The sequence below is a fragment of the Streptomyces sp. NPDC048278 genome, from assembly GCF_040652195.1.
GTDB lineage: Bacteria > Actinomycetota > Actinomycetes > Streptomycetales > Streptomycetaceae > Streptomyces.
Window position 1 is genome coordinate 198313 of sequence record NZ_JBEZLP010000015.1, and the last position, 12149, is coordinate 210461.

The following is a 12149-nucleotide window of genomic DNA, read 5'->3' on the forward strand; positions in this document are numbered from 1 at the left end:
GACCGGGAGCACGCGATGGAAGAAGAGCCGAAGACAGCGGCGGACGAGGGGGAGAAAAACCCCTTCATCCTCTATCTGAAAGGCGACGAACACGAGGACGCCCTGCACAAACTCACCCTCTGGGTCCGTTACCTGCTGCTGCCGGTGTACGGCCGTGAAGTCACCTCCACCGCGCCCTGGTGCACGAGTTGGTGGCGGCACCGGGAGGCGGTGGCTCAGCTCTACGGCCTCTGGATGGCCTGGCAGGAACTCACCAGCCCCAAAGCCGGCATGACCGGCCCCTCCGTCTGGCAGCGCGACCACCTCTCCCCCGTCATGACCGCCCTCCGCGACCCCTCCGGCCCCTTCGCCGGCTGCAAGGCGGGCGGCCACCGGGAGAAGGAACCGCCGGGTATGGCTCCTTATCCGGAGTGAGGGAAGCGGGGAGCAGGGGCAGAACGGTTGTCAGCGTGTGTGGGCGGTCGTCTGTGACGCGGTGTGCTGCGACAGGGCCGTGATGGCGCGCACGTCCTGGCTCTGACCTTGCCCCTGCCCTTGGCCCAGCGACTCCGTATTGACCCCGCGCAACGCCGCCACGTCGGCGGTCGACGGCGGTGCCGCGACCGTGTTCAGAGCCGGCCGGACCTCGTTCCAGGTGGCGGCGTCGTGCAGCAGGGCGTAGCCGAGTTCGTGCGCCACCGCCTGGTCACGGGGGTTCGGGCCCAGGTGCCCGGCGAGGACGTCGGCCAGCCTCATGTCCCGGTACTCGCCCCGCAGCCCCACCCGGTCCGGCACGGTGACGCCCTCCAACTCCTCGCGAGTGAAGCCCCGTTCCTCCATCAGCCAGCGGCTGACCGCCTCCCGGTCCACGGCCCCGGCCCCCGCGTACTCGCGGACCTCCGCCCGCAGCCCTTCCGGGTCCTCGTAGAGGGGGACCAGAAGGTCCCGGAGCCCGTCCGGGAGGGGCGTGTCGTCGTTGCGGAGGACGATGTCACGGGCACGGGTGGACGGCCCGGGCTGCTGCGGCGGGACCGGGGTACCCGACCCCGACGGTCCCTGGGGTCCGGGGCCCTGGGACACCTGCGGTCCCTGCGAAGCCGGCGACGCTGCCTGCGGTGTCGGCGAGGCCGATGACATCTGCGGCGCCTGCGACGTCCGCGCTTCCTGCTGAGCCTGTGGAGTCTGCTGTGCCTGCGGGGCCTGCTGTGCCTGCGGGGCCTGCCGCAGCTGAGGGCCCTGCTGCAGCTGCGCGGCCTGCTGTGTCTGTGCCGCGCGGCCCAGCAGCTCCCCCAGGGCCTTCACCACCTTGTAGTACTGGAGGTCCTCGCCCCCGCCCAACGCGTCGAGCAGGTTCTTCCGCCACCCCTCCCCCGCTCCCCGGCCCTGGCCCTGGCCCTGGCCACGCCCCGCGGGCTCCGGTGCGAAGTCGACGACGTCGACGGGCCGCTCCTGCCGGAGGTCCACGAGGAGGTTCGCGTGTGCGGGCGTCACCCCGGCGACCCCGGTCTCCCGGACCGTCCCCTCCTCCTTCAGCTCGCCCAGTACCTCCCAGGCCTCCTTGACCTGTTCCTCGGGCGCGTCGAGATTGCCGATGACCGCGGCGTCGAGGCGCCCGTCGAACTTCGCCGCGACCTCCTGGAGCCTGGCCTTGAGGTCGGCCCGGCTCTCGTCCGCCCGTACGTCGAACCGGTAGAGGACCTCGACCCCCTCCCGGTCCACCCCGCTGTCCCGGACCGCCTCGGCCAGTTCGTCGGTCGTACTGCCGTAGCCCTCTCCGGCGTCGAACCGGCGATAGCCCAGATCCACGGCGTCCCGCACGTCCTGCGTGCTCCGCCCTTCCAGCCCGAACACGTGCCACGGCTTGTGCGCCATCCGAACCCCGCCTCCCTCTGTGCCGTTGCGCGTACTCCCGCGCTCTCCCGCGCCGACACAACGGCGTGCGCGTGGACACCGGTTCACACGGGCGTTGAACCGCCGCCCCGGGCCGGGCCGTTGACGTCACCACGACCCAGGACCGCACGGTGAGACACCAGCAGGGAGTGCTCCCATGAACGGCACAGTCTCGAACTTCCACTACGGCGCCGTGACACCGGTGACGGCCTATCTGATGGCCTGCCTGGGCTCGGCGCTCGGCCTGCGCTGCACCACCAGGTCGCTGCGCCGCGCCCGCCCTGGCCGCAGGGCGGGCTGGCTGCTGCTGGGCGCGGTGTCGCTCGGCTGCGGGATCTGGACCATGCACTTCATCGCCATGATCGGCTTCGGCGTCGCGGAGACCCCCGTGGACTACGACCCGGAGCGGACGATGCTCAGCCTCGCCATCGCGATCGTCGTGGTCGCCGTGGGCGTCTTCCTGGTCGGCTACCGGGGCGCCGCGCCCGGGAACCTGGCCGTGGCGGGCGTCTTCACCGGACTCGGCGTGGCCGCCATGCACTACGTCGGCATGGCCGCCCTGGAGATGCGCGGGGCCGTGCACTACCGGACGACCGAGGTGGTGCTGTCCGTGGTGATCTCGGTGGTCGCCGCCACCGCGGCCCTGTGGGCGGCGGTCTCGGTGCGCGGGGCCTGGCCGGCCTTCGGGGCGAGCCTGGTCATGGCGATGGCGGTGACCGGCATGCACTACACGGGCATGGCCGCGGTCACGGTCCGGCTGCACGAGGTCTCGCCGACCGCCCAGTCGTCCGTGGGGCTGATGTCGTTCCTGCTGGTGATGCTGGCCGGGCCGCTGGTGGCCCTGCTGGTGGCCGGCGTGATCGTCATGTTCGACCCGGACGTGGTCCTGGGCGACGGCCCGTGGAACACCCCGGGTACGCCCGCCAGCACCCCCCGGCACGCCCTCGCAAGATCCCCGCACACTGGAGGCGTCAGCCCGCAAACAGGGACGCGCAGCCCCACGTAAGGGGCGCGAGGAACTGCGCGAACGGCCACAGCGGCGCCGCAGCCGCCGGACGGCAGCACACCCCCGAGCTCTCAGGCGATCGGCCCATCCCGGATGTCACTCACACACCCGGCGTCACGGTCATGCATGAATCGCCTCATGCGAATTCTCCGGGGACTCGGCGGCAGCGTGTGGACGTACGTCCGCAGCGCCCCCGGTACGTACCTCTGGCTGGCGATCCTCTTCGTGACCACCGTCGCGCTGCACCACATGTCCCCGGAGTTCGAGCAGCAGTTCCTGCGCCAGCGGTCCACCAACCTCCGGGAACTGTCGGACAACCCGGTGCGCGTGCTGGTCGCCAGCGCGATGTGGATCGACGGCGGTCACTGGGTGCTGTACGCCCTTCTCTACACCGTCTTCCACGCGCCGGCGGAACGCTGGCTCGGCACCGTCCGCTGGCTGGCGGTGTGCGTGACCGCGCACGTGCTCGCCACCCTGATCAGCGAGGGCGCGCTGCTGAAGGGGATCCACGACGGCATCGCCCCGCACTCCGCGGTCAACACCCTCGACATCGGGGTGAGTTACGCGCTGGCCGGGGTGGTCGCGGTGCTCGCGTACCGGATCGCGACGCCCTGGCGGTACGCCTACCTCGTGACCGTCCTGCTGGTCTACGGGCTGCCGCTGACCGAGTCGCCGACCTTCACCGACCTCGGGCACTTCGTCGCCGCGCTACTCGGTCTCGCCTGCCATCCGCTGGTCAGAGGGCGCGGAAAAGCATGGAATCCGAAGGAGACACTGGCCGCCCTCAAGGGTTAGCGTCCAGGTCATGAGCAGCGCGGCGAGCAGGTCGGCAAGCGGTGTCGTCAACGGCGGCATCTCCTTCTGGTACGCGGACGACGGCCTCCCGGCGGTACGGGAGCCGCTGGACGGTGACTCGTCGGCGGACGTGGTGATCGTGGGCGGCGGGTACACCGGCCTGTGGACCGCGTACTACCTGAAGAAGGCCGCCCCCTTCCTCCGGGTCACCCTCCTGGAGCAGAAGTTCTGCGGCTACGGCGCCTCCGGCCGCAACGGCGGCTGGCTCTACAACGGCATCGCCGGCCGCGACCGGTACGCCGCGCTGCACGGCCGCGAGGCCGCCGTACGCCTGCAGAAGGCCATGAACGAGACCGTCGACGAGGTCGTGGCGGTCGCCGCAGCCGAGGGCATCGACGCCGACCTGCACAAGGGCGGGGTGCTGGAGGTCGCCACCACCCCGGCCCAGCTGGCCCGCCTGAAGGCCTTCCACGCGGACGAGCTGTCGTACGGCGAGAAGGACCGCGAGCTGTACGGCGCCGGGGAGACCAGGGAGCGGATCCGCGTCGCCGACGCGGTGGGCGGCACCTGGACGCCGCACGGTGCCCGGCTGCACCCGGTGAAGCTGGTGAAGGGCCTGGTGGCGGCCGTGGAGGCGCTCGGTGTGGACATCCACGAGTCCACCCCGGTGACCGAGATCCGGACCGGGCACGCCGTCACGCCGTACGGCACGGTCCGCGCCCCGTACATCCTGCGCTGCACAGAGGGCTTCACCGCGAACCTGAAGGGCCAGAAGCGCACCTGGCTGCCGATGAACTCCTCGATGATCGCCACCGAGCCGCTGACGGCGGAGCAGTGGGCGTCGGTGGGCTGGGACGGCCGGGAGACCCTGGGGGACATGGCGCACGCGTACATGTACGCGCAGCGCACGGCCGACGGGCGGATCGCGCTCGGCGGGCGCGGGGTGCCGTACCGGTTCGGGTCGCGCACGGACAACGACGGCCGCACGCAGGACGCGACGGTCGAGGCGCTGCGCGAGATCCTCGTGCGGTTCTTCCCGTCCCTGGCGGGTGTCGCGGTCGAGCACGCCTGGTCCGGGGTGCTCGGGGTGCCGCGGGACTGGTGCGCGACCGTCACCCTGGACCGGTCGACGGGGCTCGGCTGGGCCGGCGGCTACGTCGGCTCCGGGGTCGCCACCACCAACCTCGCCGCCCGCACCCTGCGGGACCTCGTCCAGCTCGACTCCGGTCAGGCCGGCCGCACCGACCTGACCGAGCTGCCCTGGGTGAACCACAAGGTCCGCAGGTGGGAGCCGGAGCCCTTCCGCTGGCTCGGCGTCCAGGGCATGTACGCCACCTACCGCGCCGCCGACCAGCGCGAACGGCTCCGCCCGAGCACGGAGTCGTCCCGCCTGGCGCGGGTCGCGGACCGGGTCGCCGGGCGGCACTGAGGTCACGCCCCGCGCGGGCGCCCCCGGAAACCCGTTGAGGCTGTGTCCTGCCTGTGTGCGACCATCGCCCCAACGTTCGTATTCCAGGGGGGAATTGATGGCGCTTCGCGTGCCCGGCACCGGTTTCGGTCCCGGTACGACGGCGAGACCCGGGCGGCTCACCGCCGTGACGGTCCTGGTCGTATCGCTGCTCACCTCGCTGCTCACCCTCACCGGCGCCGGGTCCGCCCGCGCCGACGACCCGGCGTGCGCGCCGCTCGCCCTCGCGCCCTTCGGCGACCCCGGGGACGCGGAGACCGCGGTGTCGGTGCCGGCCGACGGCAGTACCTGCTTCACCCTCACCGCCGGGGCGCCCGGCCTGCACCTGGTCTCCCTCGGCGCCGGCAGCAGCGACCTGTACCCGCAGCTGTACACCGCCGACGGCACCCCACTCGACTGCTACGACACCGAGTACAGCGTCAAGGGCTGGTGCGACCTGCCCGCGGCCGGCGCCTACACCCTCAAGGTCGTCAACACCGGCTGGGACCTCGCCGCCTCGACGCTCACCGTCGTCCCGCTCACCTCGGCCACCCCGGGCTGTTTCGACCCGGCCGGCACCGGCTGGGACCAGCCGCCCGCCACCCGCACCACCGTGAGCCCGACCGAGGTCGACTGCCAGCCCTTCACCGGGCAGACCGGCGAGCGCATCCGCCTCACCGCCGCCACCTCGGTCTACGGCAGCGCCACCGCATGGCTCACCGACGCGACCGGAGCCCGCGTCTGCCCGCGCTTCCCGGAGGACGGCGAGGACAGCTGCGTCCTGACCGGCAGCGGCCCCTACCGGGTGATCTCCCAGGTCGGCTCCTCGGAGAACGGCTTCCCTGCCGGGTACACGGTCGCCGCCCGCCGCCTGAACGATCCGCAGGGCTGCACGACCGCCCCGGTCCGCCCCTACGGCGCCCTGGACCCGCAGGACCTCACCGTCGGCGGCTGCCACACCTTCACCACCGGCAAGGCCGGCCTCTACACCGTCCACTACGTCGACGAGGACCGCGGCACCGGCCCGGTCCGGGTCTACGACGCGGACGGCAGGACCGTGTGCCGCTCCGGCACCGACCCGTGCCGGGTGCCCGCGCCCGGCACCTACACCGCGATCCCCGAGGGCCCCGCCCGCCAGGGCGTGATCGTCCTCGACCGCGGCTCCGACGCCGGCTGCGTGAGCACCGGGTACGGCCTGCACCAGGGCGAGCTGAGCACGCCCGGCCAGTACGACTGCCTGACCCTGCCCGCCCCGCGGAACGCCCGGATCGCCGCCCTCACCCCGCTCGTCTCCGCCGGTGTCGACGCCGACGTGGAGGTCGTCGACGCCGACGGCACCGCCCAGTGCGACGGAGAGGCCCTCGCGGGCGGCAACTGCGCGCTCACCGGCACCGCGCCCTACCGCGTGCTGCTGCACAGCGAGTACCAGGCCGAGGGCGCGACCGGCGCCTACCGCGTCGCCCTGCACCGCACCGACGCCCCCGAGGGCTGCCCGGTGCTGCCCGCGGGCAGCTTCGCGGCCGACGGCGCGAAGGCCGCGTTCACCACCGGCGGCGGTGTCTTCTCGCAGTGCCTGAGCATCCCCGCGGACGCCCACACCGGCGCCGAGCTGCTCCAGCTGACCGCCACGTCCGGGGACGTACCCGCGAAGTTCTCGGTGCTGGACTCCACCGGCAAGAAGGTCTGCGAGCGCTACGCCACCACCGACGGCTGGACCGTCTGCCCGCTCACCCCGGGCAAGGCCCACACCGTGCTGGTCACCGGCCGGGACAAGGCGGCCGGGTACACGCTGACCCGACGGGACGTCACCGCCTCCGCGACCTCGGCGGGCTGCGCGAAGACCGCGGCGGCCAAGGTCGGCGGCCCCTCCGTGCAGCGCGGCTACGGCGCCGCCGGCACCGTCGACTGCGTCCAGGTCACCACCCCCGCCGCCACCGACGTCCTGCACGTCAACGTGCGGGACGCGCTGGGCACGGCGAACCTCACGGTGCTCGGCGGCGACGGCAGGGTCGAGTGCTCCTACCGCAACAGCGCCTGCGCGGTCACCGGCTCCACCACCCACCAGGTCCTCGTCCAGACCCCGGCCGGCCAGCAGGCCTCCCCCGCGTACCACCTGGACGCCCTGCGCATCGCGACCGCCGACGGCCCCGCGCCCGAGTGCACCAGGGTCCCGTCGGTGTCGTACGGGTACGGCACGGTCACCGGCACCCTCGACGAGGCGCACAGCGCCGTCTGCGCGGTCCTGCCGACGGCCGGTCTCGACCGCTTCTCGGCCGACATCAAGGACACCGCCGGCGCGACCGCCACGGCCGTACCGGCGCTGTACAACCCGGCGTCCTGGCGCAACGACTGCGTCCACTACCTCGGTACGGACGGCGACGGCTACGACTGCGCCGCGCTCGGCTCGTCCGCGGCGGCCACCCCGACCGTGTTCCTGCTCGGCCTGCCCGAGACCGCGTCCCGCACCGCCTACAGCGCCCGCCTGGCCTGCTCGTCCCCCCTCTGCGGCACCGACAGGGTGAGCGTCACGGGGATCAGCCCGGCCACCGGGGTGAGCGGCACGAAGGCGAAGGTGACGGTCACCGGCACCGCGCTCGGCCCGGACACGCAGGTACGGCTGAGCCTGTCCGGCCGGACGGTCTCCGCGAAGGCCGACTCGGTCGCCGCCGACAACCGCTCGGTGACGGCCACCCTGGACCTGACCGGCGCGGCCGTCGGCGACTGGAACGTCAGCGTGCTGTCGTTCTGCTGCGCGTACCCGGGCGGCACCTTCACGGTGACCCGGCCCCAGCTGGCGAGCACGGCCGCCCCGAAGATCACCGGCACCGCCAAGGTCGGCGCCAAGGTCACGGCCACGACCGGGAGTTGGTCGGCGTCCCCGACCTCCTACACCTACCAGTGGAAGGCCGACGGCACGGCCGTCTCCGGGGCGACCGCCGCGTCGTACACCGTCCCGGCGGCCCTGCTCGGCAAGAAGCTCACGGTGACCGTGACGGCCGTGAAGAGCGGCTGGACCGGCGGGTCGGCGACCTCGGCCGCGGTGACGGTCGCCAAGGGCGACGCCCCGAAAGCCACCAGGGCCCCGGCCGTCACCGGCACGGCGAAGGTCGGCAGGAAGCTGACGGCGGCCCACGGCACCTGGAGCCCGGCGGCCACCTCCTACGCGTACCAGTGGTACGCCAACGGCAAGGCGATCAGCGGAGCCACCAAGTCCACGCTGACCCTGAAGCCGGCCCAGAAGGGCAAGAAGATCACCGCGAAGATCACGGCCCACCGCACCGGCCACAAGGACGGCACGGCAACCAGCGGCCCGACGAAGACGGTCACCGGCTGAGCGCCGGCCCACCGCGGGGGGAACGAACGGAGCCCCCTGTCGGATTCGAACCGACGACCTTCGCTTTACAAGTTCCCCCTACGACACGCCGGCCATGGATCTGGCTCGCCCGCCTGCCCTGCGTGATCCGTGGCCGGTTCGTCCAGTACTGCAACGTCCGACGGGCCGTGATCAAGAGGAACCGCTTCTACAGCTGATCAGCGGGATGAGGCATCGTCCGCGTGGGCACGCCCGTTCCATTCGACGGCGTCACGGAAGGGCCAGAAGCGTAGTAAAGCTGGCTCGCACGGGCGTTGGACACCTCAAGGTCCACCCTCATGAGCGAGCGCATGTCCTCCCACCGACTCCAGATTCGCCGAAGGTACTCGCGAATTTCCTCGAAGGATCCGATCTCTGGCTCGGGGGTTCCCGCCTGCAAGGACATGATCTTGCGATATCCCACGCCAAGCTTGACGGCTAGGTCATCGAGTTGTTCAAGCACCGCGGCCGACGCAATCATTTGAGCTTCGGCGAACACCTTTTGGTGCTCATGTCGAGCCGCTTCAAGTTCCTCTCTCGTGGCCTCGGTGACGTCCTCTCCACGCACGTGCCAGAGGTAGTGAACCAGCGCGACACGATAACGGTGATATGCCGCATTCGTGGCAACGTAGCAGGTTCGCCGCTGCGCAAACTCCAACCGCGCCTCTTCACGCTCCCACTGCGTTTGCGCTGCTCGCTGCTGGCGTTCGAAATCTTCCCTCAGCGCCTTCGCCTGCGATCGCTGAGACAGGACCGGTGCCAGAAGCGTTCCCGTCACACCAACTACCGCCGCAACTAACGCAATCGCCGCATCCCCCACAACGCCCCCTCGGTAACCGAAGAACGGGGCAGCCGCTGTCTCGCCAAAGTCCGCGGCTGCCCCCTCCCAACTCTCGTTCGCAGAAGTGGAGAAACCAGCATGACCCACGCAACCAACTTTGAGCGAGCCTGCGGACACCTGCCGGCTGAGGATGGCCACATGAGCGAGCATCTGCGCACTGCGCTGGTGCTCGCGGCAGACGGCCCGCCCGTGCAGCCGCTACATAAGGGGAAGCCGCCGTTAGGTAACTGCCCCGCCTGCGCGCGGAGCGCATGCGGCGGCCGGCCGAACATGAAAACCCCCGGTCCCTACGCCGGCCCGCGGCCGTGCCATGCCTGGGCCGCCACCACCAACGCTCACGTCCTCACCTCCCCTGAGTGGGCCCCGGCATGGCAGCGGGCGGCCACGGTCGCCTACCACCCCGGCGGCGCCGACCCCACTGTGGTCGACATGGACGATCCGGCGGCCGTCCAGTGGGCCCGCACCAACCTGCCGGCCACCCGAACCGTGACCACCACCCTCAGACGCAACGTCGTCCAGTTGGTTCCCGCGCCGCGAGTCGAGCCGCGGGAACTGCGCCCCTGGTCGCCCGACGAGACCCTGACGTTCCTGGAAGCTGCGCGGACGGATCCGCTCTACACGGCGTTCGTCCTCGCCGTCGCCCTCGGTCTGCGGCGCGGCGAGATCCTCGGCTTGCAGTGGAAGGACGTCGACCTTGACCGGCGCACCCTTACGGTCCGGACCACGCTCAACCGGGGCGGCAGGGAGCTCTACCTCGACACGACCAAGAACCGGCGGGCGCGGGTGATCCCCATTGCGCTGATGTGCGTGGCGCCGCTCCGATGGCAGCGCATGCGAAAGGCGGAGCGACGGACGGCGGCCGGCGCGGAGTGGCACGAGAGCGATCACGTGTTCACGACGCGGAGCGGTCGCCCGATCGAGCCTCGCAACCTGTACCGGTCGTTCCTGTCGTTCCTGCGGATCTCGGAGTCCGCAAAGCTGCCCAAGGTGCGGCTGCACGACACCCGTCACGGGTGCGCGTCCCTGCTCTTCGCGGCCGGCGTCGCGCCCCGCACCGTCATGGAGATCCTCGGTCACTCGCAGATCGCCGTGACCATGAACGTGTACACCCACGTGAGCGATGACCACCGGCGGGAAGCGATGGGTCACATGGATCGCCTGCTCAAGCGGCGCCGTTAAGCGGGACTGCCGTCAAGTTCTGCCGTCAGCGCCTCCGCGGTCGGAAGGTCGCGGGGGCGTTGTCCCAGCTAGATCAAAGAGCCCCCTGTCGGATTCGAACCGACGACCTTCGCTTTACAAGAGCGGCGCTCTGACCAGCTGAGCTAAGGAGGCGTGCGCCCACTCCGGGTGGGCGCCTCGTGCAGTGTACCCACGTCCCGGGCGGGCCCTGTCGAAAATTTCCGCGAAGTTCACAGGGCTCCAGGTACTGACATACGGGGTGAACGCCAGGTACCGTCCTGATCCAGTTCACTCGTGTGGACCACCCGAGTGGACTACACCAACCACCTTCCTACAACGGATCGTCCGGCACGTTCCTGCCGGTAGAAGGGGGCCTCTGAGCCATGGCCACTGTCACGTTCGACAAGGCGACCCGGATCTACCCGGGTTCCACCAAGCCCGCCGTCGACGGCCTTGAGATCGACATCGAGGACGGCGAGTTCCTCGTCCTCGTCGGTCCGTCGGGCTGCGGCAAGTCCACCTCCCTGCGGATGCTCGCGGGCCTGGAGGACGTCAACGCCGGCGCCATCCGCATCGGTGACCGCGACGTCACGCACCTGCCGCCCAAGGACCGGGACATCGCCATGGTGTTCCAGAACTACGCGCTCTACCCGCACATGAGCGTCGCCGACAACATGGGCTTCGCGCTCAAGATCGCCGGCGTCAACAAGGCGGAGATCCGGCAGAAGGTCGAGGAGGCCGCGAAGATCCTCGACCTCACCGAGTACCTGGACCGCAAGCCGAAGGCGCTCTCCGGCGGTCAGCGCCAGCGTGTCGCGATGGGCCGCGCCATCGTCCGTGAGCCGCAGGTCTTCCTCATGGACGAGCCGCTGTCCAACCTGGACGCCAAGCTCCGCGTCTCGACCCGTACGCAGATCGCGTCGCTGCAGCGCCGCCTCGGCATCACCACCGTCTACGTCACCCACGACCAGGTCGAGGCCATGACGATGGGCGACCGCGTCGCGGTCCTCAAGGACGGTCTGCTCCAGCAGGTCGACTCGCCGCGCAACATGTACGACCGCCCGGCCAACCTCTTCGTCGCCGGCTTCATCGGCTCCCCGGCCATGAACCTGGTCGAGGTCCCGATCACCGACGGCGGCGTGAAGTTCGGCAACAGCGTCGTCCCGGTCAACCGCGACGCGCTCAAGGCCGCCTCCGACAAGGGCGACCGCACGGTCACCGTCGGCGTCCGCCCCGAGCACTTCGACGTGGTCGAGCACAACGGCGAGGCCGCCTCCGCCCTCTCCAAGGACACCGAGGACGCCCCGCACGGCCTCGCGGTCTCCGTGAACGTCGTCGAGGAGCTCGGCGCCGACGGCTACGTCTACGGCAGCGCCAAGGTCGGCGACGACCTCAAGGACCTCGTCGTCCGCGTCAGCGGCCGTGCGGTCCCGGAGAAGGGCGCCACGCTGCACGTCGTGCCGCGGCCGGGCGAGACCCACGTGTTCTCGACGTCCACGGGCGAGCGCCTCTCCGACTGACCGATCCGCCTGAGCGATTCGCCTGAGCGATCCGGCTGAGCGATCCGCCTGGTCGATCAAGCGTCGATCAAGCAGAGAAACCTCTGACCAGGGTGAATTCACCCAGGTTGACGGAAAGGGCCCCGCGACCTGCTGCGGGG

The 12149-nt window shown here is 71.1% G+C and carries 9 protein-coding genes and 1 tRNA gene; 7 read left to right on the plus strand and 3 right to left on the minus strand.

What is annotated here, in order from left to right; genetic code table 11:
* Positions 1 to 15: 15 nt before the first annotated feature.
* Complete coding sequence (locus AB0D74_RS26245; RefSeq protein ID WP_362591686.1) at positions 16 to 414, plus strand: DUF4913 domain-containing protein; 399 nt, start codon at positions 16 to 18, stop codon at positions 412 to 414.
* A 30-nt stretch (positions 415 to 444) separates the two neighbouring features.
* Here the strand turns inward: AB0D74_RS26245 and AB0D74_RS26250 are convergent, their stop codons facing one another.
* Positions 445 to 1851, minus strand: coding sequence for an aldo/keto reductase (locus AB0D74_RS26250; protein ID WP_362591689.1), 1407 nt, complete (start codon positions 1849 to 1851; stop codon positions 445 to 447).
* Between the two features lie 175 nt (positions 1852 to 2026).
* On the opposite strand from AB0D74_RS26250, the gene AB0D74_RS26255 reads away from it, so the two are divergent.
* From AB0D74_RS26255 to AB0D74_RS26270, 4 genes are all read left to right on the plus strand, one after another.
* Entirely contained in the window at positions 2027 to 2875 is an 849-nt protein-coding gene (locus AB0D74_RS26255; protein WP_362591692.1) for an MHYT domain-containing protein, read from the plus strand.
* Positions 2876 to 3013: 138 nt separating this feature from the next.
* The gene (locus tag AB0D74_RS26260) at positions 3014 to 3670 is read left to right on the plus strand and encodes a rhomboid-like protein (RefSeq protein WP_362591694.1); all 657 of its coding nucleotides are present in this window, start codon (positions 3014 to 3016) and stop codon (positions 3668 to 3670) included.
* A gap of 10 nt (positions 3671 to 3680) precedes the next feature.
* The gene (locus AB0D74_RS26265; protein ID WP_362591697.1) at positions 3681 to 5099 is read left to right on the plus strand and encodes an FAD-binding oxidoreductase; all 1419 of its coding nucleotides are present in this window, start codon (positions 3681 to 3683) and stop codon (positions 5097 to 5099) included.
* Positions 5100 to 5196: 97 nt separating this feature from the next.
* On the plus strand, positions 5197 to 8451 hold the full coding sequence (locus tag AB0D74_RS26270) for a Tat pathway signal protein (protein WP_362591700.1): 3255 nt from the start codon (positions 5197 to 5199) through the stop codon (positions 8449 to 8451).
* A 187-nt stretch (positions 8452 to 8638) separates the two neighbouring features.
* Here AB0D74_RS26270 and AB0D74_RS26275 read toward each other — a convergent pair whose 3' ends face one another.
* Positions 8639 to 9448 (minus strand): hypothetical protein, encoded by an 810-nt coding sequence (locus tag AB0D74_RS26275; RefSeq protein ID WP_362591703.1) that lies wholly within the window; start codon positions 9446 to 9448, stop codon positions 8639 to 8641.
* On the opposite strand from AB0D74_RS26275, the gene AB0D74_RS26280 reads away from it, so the two are divergent.
* Entirely contained in the window at positions 9449 to 10489 is a 1041-nt protein-coding gene (locus AB0D74_RS26280; RefSeq protein WP_362591706.1) for a site-specific integrase, read from the plus strand.
* Between the two features lie 79 nt (positions 10490 to 10568).
* Here AB0D74_RS26280 and AB0D74_RS26285 read toward each other — a convergent pair.
* Positions 10569 to 10642, minus strand: a tRNA-Thr gene (locus AB0D74_RS26285).
* 230 nt (positions 10643 to 10872) lie between these two features.
* Here AB0D74_RS26285 and ugpC point away from each other — a divergent pair.
* Positions 10873 to 12009: a sn-glycerol-3-phosphate ABC transporter ATP-binding protein UgpC gene (gene ugpC, locus AB0D74_RS26290; protein ID WP_362591709.1), complete on the plus strand. Its 1137-nt coding sequence runs from the start codon at positions 10873 to 10875 to the stop codon at positions 12007 to 12009.
* Positions 12010 to 12149 lie beyond the last annotated feature (140 nt).

Excerpts from the sequence above, each read along its gene's own strand:
- AB0D74_RS26245 (WP_362591686.1), top strand. The coding sequence starts at position 16 with ATGGAAGAAGAGCCGAAGACAGCGGCGGACGAGGGGGAGAAAAACCCC.
- AB0D74_RS26250 (WP_362591689.1), bottom strand. The coding sequence starts at position 1,851 with ATGGCGCACAAGCCGTGGCACGTGTTCGGGCTGGAAGGGCGGAGCACG.
- AB0D74_RS26255 (WP_362591692.1), top strand. The coding sequence starts at position 2,027 with ATGAACGGCACAGTCTCGAACTTCCACTACGGCGCCGTGACACCGGTG.
- AB0D74_RS26260 (WP_362591694.1), top strand. The coding sequence starts at position 3,014 with ATGCGAATTCTCCGGGGACTCGGCGGCAGCGTGTGGACGTACGTCCGC.
- AB0D74_RS26265 (WP_362591697.1), top strand. The coding sequence starts at position 3,681 with ATGAGCAGCGCGGCGAGCAGGTCGGCAAGCGGTGTCGTCAACGGCGGC.
- AB0D74_RS26270 (WP_362591700.1), top strand. The coding sequence starts at position 5,197 with ATGGCGCTTCGCGTGCCCGGCACCGGTTTCGGTCCCGGTACGACGGCG.
- AB0D74_RS26280 (WP_362591706.1), top strand. The coding sequence starts at position 9,449 with ATGAGCGAGCATCTGCGCACTGCGCTGGTGCTCGCGGCAGACGGCCCG.
- ugpC (WP_362591709.1), top strand. The coding sequence starts at position 10,873 with ATGGCCACTGTCACGTTCGACAAGGCGACCCGGATCTACCCGGGTTCC.